We start from the raw sequence: 14293 nt of genomic DNA on the forward strand, positions 1-14293 counted from the left end.
GACGGTCGTCCCCGCGGCGCTACCCGCCGCCCGGGCGCCCGCTCGCACCGTCCGCGACCGGGCCGAGACGGTCGAGCCACGCCCGGACCGGGCCGAGCGACACGAGCCCCGACCCGGCTCCCGCGAGCTCGTCCGGGGTGCGCGCGAGCGCGTCCCGCGCACGACGCGCGAGGCGCGCGTCCCCCAGCCGGACAGCGGTCTCGGCCACGAGCGCCCACCGCAGCTCGCGCAGGTGGTCGGCCGGGGGCTCGGGTGCCACGCGGACCAGGTCGGCGGCGGCCTCGCGGTCGCCGGCGTCGAGCGCGAGCAGCGGCGCGACCCACGGCGCGTACGGTCCCGCGTCGCCGAGCCCGACGAGCGGGCGGCCGTGGCGAAGCCGCACCGTGAGCAGCGCGAGCGGGAGCAGCCCGTCGCGCACGCCCGGCATGCGCACCCCGGCCAGCAGGTCGTCGGCGGCCCGGTACGCGCGCGCCGCGGCGTCGGGCGCGGAGGTCTCGGCGTCGCGCATCGCCCGGTACCAGGCCGTGAGCATGGGGACGACGGGCGACTCGTACCCGGCCGCGACGTCCTCCGCCGCGGCGGCGTGGGCGTCGGCGTCGCCGAACCGCCCGGCCCCCGCGGCGGCCTGCATCCGGACGAGGTGCCCGAGGATCGCGAACGTCGGCAGGTCGTGGGCGGCGGCGAGCGCGACGAGCTCGGCGCCGGTCGTCTCCCGCTCGGCGCCCGCGCCCGGACGTTGGAACGACTGGAGGAACCGGGCGTTGAGCGCGAGCGCGAGCGTCCCCGGGTCGCCGACGGCGCGCGCGACGCCCACCGCGTCCTGGGCCGCGGCCCAGGCCCACGCGTCGCGCGTCCCCCGGTGCTCGATCCCGACGACGGCGAGCAGGCGCGCGCGGAGCACCGGGCTCGCCTCGGGGCCTAGGCGGCGCAGCGTGCGCCGCGCCACGCCGACGAGCGCGGCGGCCGCCTCGGGGTCGTCGCTCCGGGTCCAGACGGCCGGGACGTCGTACGCCGTGACCGTGCGCGCGGTGAGCACCGGGTCGCCCGTCGCCTCGGCCGCGAGCGCCGCGGCGACCCGCTGCTGCTGCGCGGTCGCGAGGTGGTCTCCCCCGGCGATCGCGAGCGTGCGCGCGACGTCGACCGTGGACCGCAGGTGGGCGCGCGAGGTCGGGGCCGTGACCGCGAGGCGGGCACCCGGCGTCGGGCCGTCGAGCGCCGGCGCCTGGGCGAGCACGTCGCGCTCGAGCCGCACGAGCTCCGGTCCTGGGTCGAGGCCGAGCTCGTCGGCGAGCCGACGACGCGCCCGGCGCACGACGTCGAGCGCGTCGGACTGGCGGCCCTCGCGGTACAGCGCGAGCGCGAGCAGCGCCCACGCGTGCTCGCGCCACGGGTGCGCGGCGGCGTGCAGGTCGAGCGCCGCGACCGCCTCGCCCGGGCGCCCGTCCGCGAGCAGCGCCTCCGCGAGCAGCTCGACGGCCCGCGCGTGCACCTCGGCGAGGTGCCGCCGCTCCGCCCGCACCCACGCGCGGTCCGGCAGGTCGGCGTACGGCTCCCCGCGCCACGCCGCGACCGCGTCCTGCAGGGCACGCGTGCCCGACGGCGCGTCCCCGACCCCGAGCCCCGGCGTGGCGCCGGGCGCGGAGGCGGCCGGACCGTGCGTCGTGCGTCCACCGACCGGGGCGACGGCCGACTCCAGCCGCGCCGCGTCGAGCGCACCGTCCGGGAGCCGCAGCGCGTAGCCGCCGTGCTCGGTGACGAGGACGCGCGGCCGCGTGCGCGGTGCGCGCTCGGGCTCCAGGCGGCGGCGCAGGTCGCCGACGAACGTCGCGAGGGCACCGCGCCGGGCGCGGAGCTCGCGCTCGGCGTCGTCGTCCCACAGGTCCGCCGCGAGCCGCTCGAACGACACCGGACGACCGCGCGCGGCCGCCAGCCGCGCCAGGAGCTCGCGCTGACGCGGCCCGCCCGGGTCGACCTCCGCGCCGTCGCGCAGCAGCCGGACCGGCCCGAGCACCTCGATGCGCAGCTCCACCACCCGGCCATTCTCGCCGGGCCGTGCCGCGGCGGCGACGAGGGCGGCGTGCGCGCGGCCCGGGCGGCGCGCGGCACTGATCGGACGCTGATCCGCCGCTCCGAGGATGGTCGCGAGCCGCCCGGCACGACCTCCGGCGGCCCGAACCACCCGAGAGAGGACCCACCCATGCACATCCCCGGCTTCGAGACCCGCACCGTCGAGGTCGCGCCCGGCGTCGCGCTGCGCGCGGAGACCGCGGGCGACGGCCCGACCGTCGTCCTGCTGCACGGCTTCCCCCAGACCCGCCACATGTGGCGGCACGTCGCCCCGGACCTCGCGCGCGACCACCGTGTCGTCGTACCCGACCTGCGCGGCTACGGCGACAGCGCCAAGCCCGCGGCGACCACGCCCGAGGCGATGATCCGCAACAGCGCCGACGCGTTCTTCGGGTCCTTCCTCGACGCGTGGACCCAGGACCCCGCGGCGATCCCCGCGGACGTCCGCGCGCACTACCTCGCGGCGAGCCGGGACGCCGTCGACTCGATCGTCGCGGACTACCGCGCGACGGCGACCGTCGACGTCGAGCACGACCAGGCGTCGCTCGACGCCGGGGACCGGCTGGCCATGCCGGTCACCGTGGTGCAGCAGGACTGGGGCGCGCAGCTCGGGTACGACGCCGCGGGCGTCTGGCGGCGCTGGGCGCCGGACCTGGAGCACCTCACGACGACGGCCGGCCACTTCATGGCCGAGGAGGCCCCGGCCGACGTCGCGGCGGTCGTGCGGGCGCTCGGCCGGCGCTGACCGGCCGGCCCCGCGGTCCGTCCTGCCGCGGACGTCAGCCCCGGGCCCCATCCCGAGATCGACCCACCCGTCGTCAGGTCGACCCCCTGAGGGTCGATCTCGGACGCTCGGGCCGATCTCGCGCACCTGTCGCGCGTCCGTCTCAGCGGTACCAGTCCTCGTCGATCGTCGCGAGGCGCGACGGGTGCGCCTCGGGCCCGAGGCCGTAGAACCGCTGGAAGCTCATGAGGAGCGGACGCCACCGGTCGGGGTCGACGCGGTGCGCGGTCCCCGGCATGCGGACGCTCTCGTGGACGTGCACCCGCGTCACGCGCACCTCGAACGCGACGAGCGACCCGGCGCGGGCGGGATCGTCGCGCCCGAGCGGGTGGGCGTGCACGAGCCGTGCCTCGACCGCGACGGGGCACTGCGCGGCGCGCGGCGGCGCGACCGTGTCCGACGCGACGGGCGTCAGCCCCGCGCGCGCGAACTTGTCCGGCTCGTAGCGGTACCCGACGGACGCCTTGCGCTCCGGGACCGGGTCCCGCCCGGTCGTCAGGGCGAGGCGGTCGACGGCGTCGACCTCGGCCGTCGAGGGCAGGTTCACGACGACCTCGCGCGTCGCGAGGAGGTTCAACGCCGTCTGCGAGCGTGCGCCGAGGCCGAGCACCGCCGTCCGGCCCAGCCAGAACACCGACGACATCGGGGCGAGGTTGACGCGGCCGTCGGTGCTCACCGTGCTGAGCAGCGCGACCGGCGTGCCGAAGTACAGGATCCCCGGGTCGATCACGACGTGCGCCGGGGCGGGGCGGGTCGAGGTGGTGGTCACGGACCCAGCCTCGCCGCGCGCGGACGCGACGTCTGGCGGCCGTCGGACGTCGCGTCCGGGGCGCGACGGCGGCGCCTACGACAACAGCACGGCGACCCGGTCGGCGCGGTCGTCGTCGGGCCGCGTGCCCTCCTCGACGACCTGCCGCGCGAGCTCGCGCAGACGGACGTTGCGCTCGTTCGACGCGCGCCTGAGGAGCGCGAACGCCTGCTCGGGCCGGACCCCGAGCGTCGCGGCCACGACCCCCTTCGCCTGCTCGATCGGGCCCCGGCTGTCGGCCGCGGCCGTGATATCCCGCTGCGCCTGGCGTCCGGCCTGCGCACGGACCGGTCGCGTCACGTCGACGAAGTACCCGAGCAGCTCGACGACCCGCCCCGTGTCGCGGTCGCGCCGCCCCTGGCCGACGACGACGAGGACGCGCTCCCTGCCGCGCGCGTCCATGATGCGGTGCAGGCTCGAGAAGGGTGCGCCGTCCCGCCGTGCGCGCTCCAGCACGTCCCGGACGCGCTCACGGTCGTCGGGGTGCTTGTGGGCCAGCACGAGCGACGTCGTCGGCACGACGTCGCCCGGCTCGAAGCCGTGCAGGCGGTACGTCTCGGCCGACCACCACCAGGTGTCGGTCGCGAGGTCGACCCGGTACTGCCCCAGGGTCGTGTCGTCGGCGAGGGACAGCGGGTGCAGCGTGGCGTGATCCTCCAGGGACATGGGTCGTCTCCGTCGTGGTTCAGCGGGTCGTGAGCCAGGTCCAGACTCAAGACCCGGACTGTAGTCCGACGCGGCGCTTCTGCAACCGCCGCAGCCCGCGCAACGAACCGCGCGCACCGGCGTACGGTGGAACGAGGATGGCCTCCAGGAGACGCGGGCTCCCGACAGACCTCGGTGCTCCACCGTGCGACGGTTACCCGCCCCTGTGCCGGCCGCCGGACGGGAAGCGGGCCATGAGCCTCGCGAGCGGTCTCCAGGGGTACGTGATCGGCGCCGCCGGGACGCTGGGGGACGACGTCGAGGCGTCGCTCACGGTGTCGGAGCACGGGGTGGTCGCCCAGCTCGGCGGGGGCGCGGCCGGTGCCGTGCGGTGCGACCGGGCCGAGCTGCTCGCGGCCGAGGGACCCGGCCGGACGGCGCGGTCGCGGCACGCGACCCAGCTCGTGCCCGACGCGACCGACGAGCCGCGCTGGTCCGCCTGGCGGCTCGCGCTCGCCCGCGAGGGGTACTGCCGCGCGGTCGTGGCCCCGGCCGACGTGCGGCCCGGCGTCGTGATCGCGCTCACCCTCTACTCGCGCACCCCCGAGGCGTGGCCCGAACCGTCGGTCCGGGCCGCCGAGGCGCTGGTACGCCTCGTCGCCGGAGAGCTGAGGCTCCGGTCCGACGTCGGCGCGGACCCCCGGGCGGACCTCGCCCGGCGGCGCCGCGCCGAGGTGACCGTCCAGCGGGCGGCCGGGGTGCTCATGGCGCACGAGGAGACCACGGCGGGCGAGGCCCACGACGCGCTGCGCGCGACGGCACGACGGCGCGGGGTGGGCATCGTCGCGGCGGCGGAGACGGTCCTCCGCTCGGCCCCGCCGAGCCGACGCGTCGGCGAGATCGTGGAGCGGCGCACCGCGTGGGAGGACGAGTGGCCAGGACGATGACCCTGCAGGTCGTGTCGCCGGGCGTGCGACCGCAGTGATGAAAGACTGACCGCGGTGGACGACGAGGACGGAGGCGGACGGTGGGCGCGTCAGAGCTGCTGGGACTCCTGGCGCGCGCGCTCGCCGCGGTCGACGACGACCTCCCCATGCCGGCGCGCCTGTGCCAGGCGTGCGCCACGGTCCTCGGCGCCCAGAGCGCCGCGCTGACCGTCGCCGCGACGTCGCACGACCGGCTCACCGTCGCCACGTCCGACGGCGTCGCGGGACGCATCGAGGACCTCGAGGAGATGCTCGGCGAGGGGCCGGCCCAGGTCGCGCTCACCGAGGACCGCGTCGTGGTGAGCGAGGTCGACGGGAGCCGCGACGCGAACGCGTTCCCCGTCTTCACGCACGTCGTCGGCGCGATCAGCGGACCCGCCACCTACCATGCCGTCCCCATGCACGCGGGCGGCCGGGTCATGGGCGTGCTCAGCCTCCTCACGGCGTCGGCGACGCTCGCCCGCGGGCCTCAGGACGTCCAGTTCCTCGCCGACGTCGTCGGGCTGTCGCTCCTGGGGGACCTCGACTCGCTCGACTGGTCGACGCGCGCCGAGGTGCACCAGGCGACGGGCATGGTGACCGCGCAGCTCCGCGTCGCCCCCGGTGACGCGCTCGCCGTGCTCCGGGCGCACGCGTTCGCCCGGTCGACGACGCTCGAGGAGGTCGCCGAGGACGTCGTCAGAAGACGGCTGAGCTTCACCTACGACGAGAGCAACGCCGTCCAGACGCAGAGGACCGAGGAACCATGACGCCGCGAACCCCCACCGACTCCCTCGCGCAGGCGACCGCCGCTCTCCTCCGCGAGCACGACATCACCGACGTCCTGCACCACCTGACGCAGGACGCGGTGCACTTCTCCGGAGGCGACGCCGGCGGCGTCCTCGTCCGCACCAACGGCGAGCTGGAGATGCTCAGCGCGACCTCGCACACCGCGACGCACCTGGAGCTCTACCAGGCCCAGCGCACCGAGGGCCCGTGCGTCGACGTCTTCGCGTCCGAGTCACCCGTGGAGGCCGCGGGCGTCCCGGAGATACTCGAGCGCTGGCCCCACGTCGGTCCCGCGATCGTCGACGCCGGCTACCGCAGCGTCTTCACCACACCGCTCGTCTGGCAGGGCGGCGTCCTCGGCGGCCTCAACGTCTTCGGGCGCGAGCCCGTGGGCCCCTCGGAGGAGCAGCGCCGCATCCTGCGCGCGTTCGCCGACATGCTCACGCTCGCCGTCGCGCAGCCCGACCACCTGGGCGCGGAGGAGCTCACGCGCCACGTCGCGCGGGCGCTCGCGGGGCGGGCCGCCGTCGAGCAGGCCAAGGGTGCGCTCGCCTACCTGCTCGGTGTCGACATGGGCGCCGCGTACGACGAGCTCGTCCGCAGGTCCGAGCAGCAGGGTCGCTCCCTGAGCGCGACCGCCCTGGACATCCTGAGCGAGGCGCAGCGCCCGCGGTGACCCGGCAAGCCCCGACGCAGGCATCCGGGCGGGCTCGCCCGGGCGGGCGGTCGTAGGCTCGACGGCGTCCCGTCCGCCCGCCACAGGGAGCCGCCGTGCGCGCGACCGTCATCCACGCCCCGTACGACGTCCGCGTCGAGCAGCGCGACGACCCGCGACTGCTCGCACCGACCGACGCGATCGTGCGCGTCGAGGCCGCGTGCGTGTGCGGCTCGGACCTGTGGACGTACCGCGGGGCGAACCCGATCGACCACCCCGTGGCGATGGGCCACGAGTACGTCGGCACCGTCGAGGAGGTGGGCGCCGACGTCCGGACCGTGCGCCCGGGACAGCTCGTCGTCGGGTCGTTCTTCGCGTCCGACAACACGTGCCCGATCTGCCGCGCCGGCTACCAGACGTCGTGCGTCCACCGGGAGCCCGTGCGCGGCGCCCAGGCCGAGCTGCTGCGCGTCCCCCTCGCCGACGGGACGCTCGTCGCGACGCCCGAACGTCCCGACGACGACCTGCTGCCCGGGCTGCTCACCGCGTCCGACGTCCTCGGCACCGGCTGGTTCGGCGCCCGCGAGGCGCAGGCGGGACCGGCCCGGACGATCGTGGTGGTGGGCGACGGCGCCGTCGGCCTGCTCGCGGTCCTCGCCGCCGCGCAGCTCGGGGCGGAGCAGGTCATCGCCATGAGCAGGCACGCGCCCCGCCAGGAGCTCGCGCGGGCGTTCGGCGCGACCGAGGTCGTCGCGGAGCGCGGCGACGACGGCGTCGCGCGCGTCCTGGATCTCACCGACGGGCTCGGCGCGCACGGCGTGGTGGAGGCGGTCGGCACGCCGGAGTCGGTGGCCCAGGCGCTCGGCGCCGTGCGCCCCGGCGGACACGTCGGCGTCGTCGGGCTGCCGCACGGCGTCGAGCTTCCCGTCGTCGACATGTTCTACCGGCACGTGCACTGGTCGGGCGGCCCGGCGCCGGTCCGCCGGTACCTGCCCGAGCTGATGGACCTCGTCCTCGAGCGTCGCATCGACCCCGCGCGCGTGTTCGACCTCGAGCTGTCGCTCGACGACGCGGCCGAGGGCTACGCCGCCATGGACGAGCGCCGCGCGATCAAGTCCCTGCTGCGCCCCTGACGCCGGCCACGGACGCCCGCGCCACCGGCGAGGCCGTCCGTGTGCGAGCAGCGGCTCCCGGCGGGACCATCGCTGACGTGGGACGTCGCGCGCGCATCACCCGCTCCGGGGCCGTGCCGAGGCACGCGCACGCGCTCGTGCTCGCGCTCGTGCTCGGGACGACCGCGGGCTGCACGGTGAGCCGGCAGGACCCCGGGCAGGCGACCGCGGCCGTGGCCGACGCGCTCGCCCAGGCCGGGTCGGCGGTCGAGACGACGCGGCTCACCGTGCGCCTGCTCGACGCCGACCGCGTCACCACGCCCGTCGCGGACGCCGCGGTGCTGGACCAGGTGCGCGTGCTCGAGGAGTCCACCACGGCGCTCACGACCCTCGTCCCGCCCGACGACGTCTCGTCCGCGCAGCGCGACGCCGGTCTGGTGGCCGTCGCGGACGCGACGCGCGAGGTGGTCGCGGCGCGCGCGTGGGTCGCGCGCGAGGCGGGCGGCGACCTGTCGGAGGCCGGTGCGGTCCCGCTCACGGCGTCCGAGCTCGAGGCCGACCTGGCCCGCGCCGCCGACGACGTGGACACGGCCCTGGCCCTGGCGGGTGGCGCGTGAAGCGGCTCCTCGGGGTCGCGCTCGGGATCCTCACGGCGATCGGCGGGTTCGTCGACATCGGGGACCTGGTCACGAACGCCGTCGTCGGGTCGCGGTTCGGGCTGTCGCTCGTGTGGGTCGTGGTCGTCGGCGTCGTCGGCATCTGCCTGTTCGCGTCGATGTCCGGCCGCGTGGCGGCGGTGAGCGGGCGCGCGACGTTCGAGATCATCCGCGAGCGCCTCGGCCCCCGCGCGGCGGGCGCGAACCTCGCGTCGTCGTTCGCGATCAACCTGCTCACGCTCACGGCCGAGGTGGGCGGCATCGCGCTCGCGCTGCACCTCGCGAGCAGCGTCGAGCCGCGGCTGTGGATCCCGGTGGCGGCGCTCGCCGTCTGGCTCGTGCTGTGGCGCGTGAAGTTCCAGGTCATGGAGAACGTCGCGGGGCTGCTCGGGCTCCTGCTCGTGGGGTTCGGGGTCGCGCTCTTCCTGCTCGGCCCGGACTGGGGTGAGCTGCTGCGCCAGGCCGTGCCGCCCTCTCCCCCGGCGACGGAGCACGTCGCGACGTACTGGTACTACGCCGTCGCGCTGTTCGGGGCCGCGATGACGCCGTACGAGGTGTTCTTCTTCTCGTCCGGCGCCGTCGAGGAGGGGTGGACCGCGAAGGACCTCGCGCAGAACCGGGTCAACGTGCTCGTCGGGTTCCCGCTCGGCGGGCTGCTGTCCGTCGCGATCGCCGCGTGCGCGGCCGTGGTGCTCCTCCCGGCGGGCATCGAGGTCTCGTCGCTGTCGCAGATCGTGCTGCCCGTGGCGGAGGCCGGCGGGACGCTCCTGCTCGCGGTCGTGATCGTCGGGATCGTCGCGGCGACGTTCGGCGCGGCGCTGGAGACCGCGCTGTCGAGCGGCTACACGCTCGCGCAGTACCTCGGCTGGTCGTGGGGGAAGTTCCGCCGCCCGGCCCGCGCCGCGCGCTTCCACGTGTCGATGGTCGTCGCGCTGCTGCTCGCTGTGGCGATCCTCATGACGAGCGTCGACCCGGTGGCGGTCACCGAGATGTCCGTCGTGTTCTCCGCCGTCGCGCTGCCCCTCACGTACGTGCCGATCCTCCTCGTCGCGAACGACCCCGAGTACATGGGCGAGCACGTCAACGGGCGCGCGACCAACGCGCTCGGCATGGTGTACCTGGTGATCGTGGTCGCCGCGGCCGTCGCGGCGATACCCCTGATGATCGCGACGGGAGCGGGGTCATGAGCCGGGACGCCTCCACGCCGACGGGGGTGCGCGTCGTGGACGCGCGCCTGCACCTGCTGAGCCGCCAGGTGCTCGACGTCGACGGCGAGCCGGTCACGACCGTCGACGACCTCGAGCTCGTCGCCACGGACGGCGCGGACGGCAGCGCTCGGGACGACGGGCCGCGCGACGCGGTGCCCGGCGAGCCGGCGGAGGTCGGCGCGATCCTCACCGGCCCGGTGCTCGTGACGCGCCTCCTCGGCGGCCGACCGCCCGCGTCACGCTGGGAACGGGTCCGGTGGGCCGACGTCGGGCACGTGGGGACGGCGCTCGAGCTCACCGTCCGCGCGGACTCGCTCGACCTGCACTGGACCGAGGACTGGCTGCGCGAGCACGTCGTCGGCCGCGTCCCCGGCGGCCGGCACGACCCCGAGGAGGAACCGTGATCCTCGGCGACCTGCTCGACGCGCACGTCCTGGGCCCGGACGGCGAGGGCCTCGGCTTCCTCGTGGACGTCCGGCTCGCGCTCGACACGCTGCCCGACGGCGGCCCGTCCGACGCCGGGGACGACCCCGACGACGCGCACCCGGAGGACCGTGCCCTGAGCGCGAGCGTCCGGCGACGCAGCCGGGTCGGGCGGGCGCGCGTCGTCGGGATCCTCGTGAGCCCGCGCACGGGCGGGTCGTTCCTCGGGTACGAACGCACGGGCGTCACCGCTCCGTGGCCGGTCCCGCAGCTCGTGCGTCGCCGGCACCGCGGGACGTTCCTCGTGCCGTGGGACGACGTCGCCGCCGTCGGGCAGGGCGAGGTCCGCCTCGCGCCGGGGTACCGGCAGGACGACGCCGCCCTGCCGTGACGTCGGGCGCGACGGCCGGCCCGAGAGGCACTCCCGGTCGGGAGAGGCACCTCCGCGTGCAGCGCCTGCCCGGGGCGCAGCGCTCGGCGCGTTGCGAGCGGGCCGGGGCCCCGCGACGCTGGACGGGACGGTGAAGCCACCCGCCGTCGGCCGTCCGGGCGGAGGCACGAGGACACCGTCGCCCTGCCCGGCGACACGGGAGGACCCATGAAGGCGCTGTTCGTGAGCTGCACGCTCAAGAAGTCCCCGGAGCCGTCCAACACCGAGGCGCTCGGGCGGGTGGTCGCCGAGGCGCTGCAGGACCGCGGCGTCGAGGTCGAGCACGTGCGGCTCGTCGACCTCGACGTCCTGCCGGGCGTCGTCACCGACGCCGGTGCGGGCGACGACTGGCCGCGCGTGCACGAGCGGCTGCTGGCGTCGCAGATCCTCGTCGTCCTCACGCCCACGTGGCTGGGCCGCCCGTCGTCGGTCGCCCAGCGCATGCTCGAGCGCATGGACGCGATGCTCTCCGAGGACGGGCCCGACGGCGCGCCGGTCGCCTACAACCGGGTGGCGGGCGTGGTGGTGACGGGCAACGAGGACGGCGCGCACCACGTCATCTCGGAGGTCAGCGGCGCGCTCGCCGACATCGGCTACACGATCCCCGGCCAGGCCTGGACCTACTGGAACCAGGGTCCCGGCCCGGGCCCGGACTACGTGCAGACCGGCCACGGCCACGAGTGGGCCCGAGAGACGGGCCGCCTCATGGCGCACAACCTGCACGCGGTCGCGACGGCGCTCCAGGAGCATCCCGTCCCCGCCCCGGGGTCGTGATCGCCCGGCCTACGACTCCGCGATGCGCTTGATCGCCGCGAGCCGGCGGTGCGTCGCATCGATCACGCCCGCTCACGCACCCCCGGCCGCGATCCCCGCCACCGCGGCCGCGAGGCACACGACGAGCATCCCGAGCGCGTGCAGCAGCGCGACGGCACCGCGGCCCGCGAGCAGCAGGCGCGCGCCCTCGACCGACGCCGTCGAGAACGTCGAGTAGCCGCCCAGGAAGCCGACCCCGAGCACCGCCGCGACGTCGCCGTGGCCCGGGTGCGTCACGCCCCAGCCCGTGAGCAGCCCCAGCAGGAAGCACGCGCTGACGTTCACGACGACCGTGCCGAGCGGCGTCGACCACCGGTTGTGCCGGGCCACGAGCGTGTCCAGCAGGAACCGCGACGCCGCGCCGAGCCCGCCGGCGAGGGCGACGAGCACCAGCTCGGGGACGCCCGTCACCGCGCCCCACCGCCCCGGGCGACCAGCCGCCGTCGGGCCACGGCGGCGAGCGCGATCCCGCCTGCCGCGGCCGCGACGCCGAGCGCGACGCTCCCCAGCGCGTACGCCGCGCCGAGCGCGGCGTGCCCCCCGCTCGCCAGCCGCTCGACCTCGACGGCGAACGTCGAGTACGTCGTGAACCCGCCGAGCACGCCGGTCCCGCCGCCGAGCCGCACGCCCCGCCGCCACCCGGCGTCCGGTCCCGAGCGGAGCAGCGTCTCGAGCAGCGCGCCGAGCACGAACGACCCGGCGAGGTTGATCCAGAACGTCGTCCACGGCCACGACCCGGGCACGGGGGCGAACGCCTGCTCGAGGAGCGCGCGCGCCGTCGTGCCGACCGCTCCCCCGAGCGCGACGAGCCCCGCGAGCGCGAGGAGCGGCGTCCCTCGTCTCACCTCTCCCACGGCGTGCGGAGCTCCTTCCAGTCCACGACCGCGAGCGGGACCGTGAGCACCGGCCGGTGCTGGTGGTGGGCGAGGTGCGCGGCGACGGACCCCTCGCCGAGCTCGCGCAGGTGCGCGGTCGACCCGGGCGCGCGCGTCCCGACGACGATCACCGCGGCGTCGACCGCCCGCGCGAGGTGCGTCAGCGCGCGGTCGGGGCGACCCGCGAGGTAGCGCAGCTCCCACGCCACGCCCGTGCCCCGCAGCGCCTCCTCGACCTCGGCCCGCAGCCCGGCCTCGACCTCCTGCCAGGAGTCGTCGGCGGAGTCCGGGTCGAGCGGCGCGTGCGTCACCGAGCCGTCGGGGTGCTCCTCGACCACGTGGCGCGAGGTGTCGGCGTACCCGGCGACCACGCGGGACCCGGCGGCGTCCGCCCAGGCCGCGGCCGTGCGGACCACGAGCGGGTCCCCGCCGGGGACCACACCGACGACGACGGGGTGCCCTGCGAACGGGACCATGCGGTCGAGCGCGGGCTGGGGCACGCGTCTGGCTCTCATGCGGACCTCTTCCCGCGGGCAGCACCCTGCCCGCCGACGTGCGACGAGGCAGGAACCATCAGCCCTGGCGGCGGTTCGGGCGGCTACGCCCCGGCGGGATCCATCACCGCACCCAGGGTACCCAGGCGCGCCGTCGACCGCTCAGCCGGCCTTGGTGTCCAGCCACTTCTTCTCGCCGAACGACTTGGCGAGCTCGTGGTCCGTGATGACGAACCCGACGGCCTGCGCCACGGGCAGGATCTGGTCGCGCTCCAGCCCGTCGTCGATGCCGAGCCGGTACATCATGACGACGGTCCCGGTGTTGAACATGACCCCGGGCGAGTCCCCGTCGTCGAGCAGCGCGTACGTGCCCTGGAACCCCGGCTGCGGCACCGCGGCGGCGAGGGTCGGGTGCGCAGGTCCCGAGGTGTCGGCGAGGGGGTCGCCCTCCGGCGCGGCGTTGAAGGCCGCGGCGATGCGCTCGGCCTCCTCCTCCGACCCGACGTCCACCAGGACCAGGTCGAGCGCGAGGGTCGGGCCGTCGTCCGACACGACGCGGGCCTCGAACCCGGCCTGGCACGAGCCCGCGATCGCCTCGATGGCAGGGATCGCGGGCAGGTCGTCGCACGCGAAGTCCCGCCGCGCCACGAGCGCGATGCGGTCCTCGTTGACGAGGTAGTCGTTGTCGGAGAAGTAGTCCCACGACATGGGCGCGAGCGCCGGGCCCGACTCCGGGTCCATCTCCGCGCCCGCGCGGTACTGCTGCTCGAGCCACGGCTCGTCGTCCGTGACGTCGGTGTCCACCGGCTCCTCGGTGGCCTCCGGCTCGTCGGTCTCCTCCGGCTCCGCCGGGGTCTCCGTCGCGGGCGCCTGCTCGGCGGTCGTCGGCTCCGGGGCGGGCGACGCGTCGTCGCGCACCGCGAGCCACACGCCGAGGCCGCCCGCGACGAGCACGAACGCGCCCACGCCCGCGAGGACGGGCACGAGCCACTTCCGCGAGCCGCGACCGGGCGGCGTCGTGTACGGGGAGAAGCCGTAGGGGTCCGACGGCGGGGCGGGCGGGCCCGGCACGACCGTCGCGTCGTCCGGCGCGCCGTAGGCGTGGCCCGACGGGCCCGGGTACGGGGTCGCCGGGGCGCCGTACGGGGCCGTCGAGGTGCCGTACGGAGCGCCGGGCGGCGGGGGCGGCGGCGCGTACCCGGGCGCGGTTCCCGCGGGCGGCCAGGTCGCCCCCGTGTCCGCGGGCGGGAGCGTCGCGTGGGGGTCGCCGGGCCGGCCCGGCGCGCGGCGCCCTCCTGTGCCGTAGGGGTCGGTGTCGTAGGGCGCCTGGGCGTGGGGGTACCCGTAGCCGGGCGCGGACGGCCCCGGTCCGGCCGAGCCCGTCCCGCCGTCGTCCCCGTACCGTCGCGGCGGCCGCATGACGGTGTGGTCGTCGACCGGGTGGTTCGGGTCGGTGGGGTGGGACATCGGACGGGTCCTCTCGTCGCAGGCGGCTCGTGCAGGGTAGCGGAGTCGCTCGCGCGGGCGTACCAGCCCCCGCGGCCCACGACGCACGGCTGCCACCCCTGG

General features: G+C 76.6%; 17 protein-coding genes and 1 riboswitch. Of the genes, 10 read left to right on the plus strand and 7 right to left on the minus strand.

Annotation, left to right across the window (positions count from 1 at the left end; genetic code table 11):
• Nucleotides 1–19 precede the first annotated feature (19 nt).
• Nucleotides 20–2032, minus strand: a complete 2013-nt coding sequence (locus NHH00_RS09000; protein WP_253051531.1) for a BTAD domain-containing putative transcriptional regulator — start codon at nt 2030–2032, stop codon at nt 20–22.
• Between the two features lie 165 nt (nt 2033–2197).
• On the opposite strand from NHH00_RS09000, the gene NHH00_RS09005 reads away from it, so the two are divergent.
• Entirely contained in the window at nt 2198–2812 is a 615-nt protein-coding gene (locus NHH00_RS09005; protein ID WP_253051532.1) for an alpha/beta fold hydrolase, read from the plus strand.
• 142 nt (nt 2813–2954) lie between these two features.
• Here NHH00_RS09005 and NHH00_RS09010 read toward each other — a convergent pair whose 3' ends face one another.
• Both NHH00_RS09010 and NHH00_RS09015 read right to left on the minus strand, forming a co-directional pair.
• The gene (locus tag NHH00_RS09010) at nt 2955–3620 is read right to left on the minus strand and encodes a flavin reductase family protein (protein WP_253051533.1); all 666 of its coding nucleotides are present in this window, start codon (nt 3618–3620) and stop codon (nt 2955–2957) included.
• 75 nt (nt 3621–3695) lie between these two features.
• Nucleotides 3696–4325, minus strand: a complete 630-nt coding sequence (locus NHH00_RS09015) for a PAS and ANTAR domain-containing protein (RefSeq protein WP_253051534.1) — start codon at nt 4323–4325, stop codon at nt 3696–3698.
• Nucleotides 4326–4558: 233 nt separating this feature from the next.
• Between NHH00_RS09015 and NHH00_RS09020 the strand changes: the two genes are divergently transcribed.
• From NHH00_RS09020 to NHH00_RS09060, 9 genes are all read left to right on the plus strand, one after another.
• Nucleotides 4559–5251, plus strand: a complete 693-nt coding sequence (locus NHH00_RS09020) for an ANTAR domain-containing protein (protein WP_253051535.1) — start codon at nt 4559–4561, stop codon at nt 5249–5251.
• Between the two features lie 80 nt (nt 5252–5331).
• On the plus strand, nt 5332–6039 hold the full coding sequence (locus NHH00_RS21015) for an ANTAR domain-containing protein (protein ID WP_253051536.1): 708 nt from the start codon (nt 5332–5334) through the stop codon (nt 6037–6039).
• Entirely contained in the window at nt 6036–6734 is a 699-nt protein-coding gene (locus NHH00_RS09030; RefSeq protein ID WP_253051537.1) for a GAF and ANTAR domain-containing protein, read from the plus strand. The genes NHH00_RS21015 and NHH00_RS09030 overlap by 4 nt, the downstream gene beginning before the upstream one ends.
• Before the next feature lie 95 nt (nt 6735–6829).
• A complete protein-coding gene (locus NHH00_RS09035; protein ID WP_253051538.1) occupies nt 6830–7846 on the plus strand; it encodes a zinc-binding dehydrogenase in 1017 nt (338 codons plus the stop codon).
• Between the two features lie 77 nt (nt 7847–7923).
• Nucleotides 7924–8442, plus strand: a complete 519-nt coding sequence (locus NHH00_RS09040) for a hypothetical protein (protein ID WP_253051539.1) — start codon at nt 7924–7926, stop codon at nt 8440–8442.
• A complete protein-coding gene (locus NHH00_RS09045; protein WP_253051540.1) occupies nt 8439–9668 on the plus strand; it encodes an NRAMP family divalent metal transporter in 1230 nt (409 codons plus the stop codon). Before NHH00_RS09040 ends, NHH00_RS09045 begins: the two co-directional genes overlap by 4 nt.
• On the plus strand, nt 9665–10093 hold the full coding sequence (locus NHH00_RS09050; RefSeq protein WP_253051541.1) for a hypothetical protein: 429 nt from the start codon (nt 9665–9667) through the stop codon (nt 10091–10093). Before NHH00_RS09045 ends, NHH00_RS09050 begins: the two co-directional genes overlap by 4 nt.
• Nucleotides 10090–10503 (plus strand): PRC-barrel domain containing protein, encoded by a 414-nt coding sequence (locus NHH00_RS09055; protein ID WP_253051542.1) that lies wholly within the window; start codon nt 10090–10092, stop codon nt 10501–10503. The genes NHH00_RS09050 and NHH00_RS09055 overlap by 4 nt, the downstream gene beginning before the upstream one ends.
• Before the next feature lie 207 nt (nt 10504–10710).
• Complete coding sequence (locus NHH00_RS09060; RefSeq protein WP_253051543.1) at nt 10711–11316, plus strand: flavodoxin family protein; 606 nt, start codon at nt 10711–10713, stop codon at nt 11314–11316.
• Between the two features lie 72 nt (nt 11317–11388).
• Here NHH00_RS09060 and NHH00_RS09065 read toward each other — a convergent pair whose 3' ends face one another.
• The 4 genes from NHH00_RS09065 to NHH00_RS09080 form a co-directional block, all read right to left on the minus strand.
• Complete coding sequence (locus NHH00_RS09065) at nt 11389–11766, minus strand: fluoride efflux transporter FluC (protein ID WP_253051544.1); 378 nt, start codon at nt 11764–11766, stop codon at nt 11389–11391.
• On the minus strand, nt 11763–12200 hold the full coding sequence (locus NHH00_RS09070) for a CrcB family protein (protein ID WP_253051545.1): 438 nt from the start codon (nt 12198–12200) through the stop codon (nt 11763–11765). The genes NHH00_RS09065 and NHH00_RS09070 overlap by 4 nt, the downstream gene beginning before the upstream one ends.
• The gene (locus NHH00_RS09075; RefSeq protein WP_253051546.1) at nt 12197–12745 is read right to left on the minus strand and encodes a universal stress protein; all 549 of its coding nucleotides are present in this window, start codon (nt 12743–12745) and stop codon (nt 12197–12199) included. Before NHH00_RS09075 ends, NHH00_RS09070 begins: the two co-directional genes overlap by 4 nt.
• A 42-nt stretch (nt 12746–12787) precedes the next feature.
• Nucleotides 12788–12862, minus strand: a riboswitch (Fluoride riboswitch).
• 24 nt (nt 12863–12886) lie between these two features.
• Nucleotides 12887–14191 (minus strand): hypothetical protein, encoded by a 1305-nt coding sequence (locus NHH00_RS09080; RefSeq protein WP_253051547.1) that lies wholly within the window; start codon nt 14189–14191, stop codon nt 12887–12889.
• Between the last annotated feature and the right edge of the window lie 102 nt (nt 14192–14293).

Source organism: Cellulosimicrobium cellulans, assembly GCF_024124905.1.
GTDB classification, from domain to species: domain Bacteria; phylum Actinomycetota; class Actinomycetes; order Actinomycetales; family Cellulomonadaceae; genus Cellulosimicrobium; species Cellulosimicrobium cellulans_G.

Coding starts and splice junctions, on each gene's coding strand:
- NHH00_RS09020 (WP_253051535.1), top strand. CDS start 4,559: ATGAGCCTCGCGAGCGGTCTCCAGGGGTACGTGATCGGCGCCGCCGGG.
- NHH00_RS09050 (WP_253051541.1), top strand. CDS start 9,665: ATGAGCCGGGACGCCTCCACGCCGACGGGGGTGCGCGTCGTGGACGCG.
- NHH00_RS09015 (WP_253051534.1), bottom strand. CDS start 4,325: ATGTCCCTGGAGGATCACGCCACGCTGCACCCGCTGTCCCTCGCCGAC.
- NHH00_RS09080 (WP_253051547.1), bottom strand. CDS start 14,191: ATGTCCCACCCCACCGACCCGAACCACCCGGTCGACGACCACACCGTC.
- NHH00_RS09030 (WP_253051537.1), top strand. CDS start 6,036: ATGACGCCGCGAACCCCCACCGACTCCCTCGCGCAGGCGACCGCCGCT.
- NHH00_RS09075 (WP_253051546.1), bottom strand. CDS start 12,745: ATGAGAGCCAGACGCGTGCCCCAGCCCGCGCTCGACCGCATGGTCCCG.
- NHH00_RS09060 (WP_253051543.1), top strand. CDS start 10,711: ATGAAGGCGCTGTTCGTGAGCTGCACGCTCAAGAAGTCCCCGGAGCCG.
- NHH00_RS09005 (WP_253051532.1), top strand. CDS start 2,198: ATGCACATCCCCGGCTTCGAGACCCGCACCGTCGAGGTCGCGCCCGGC.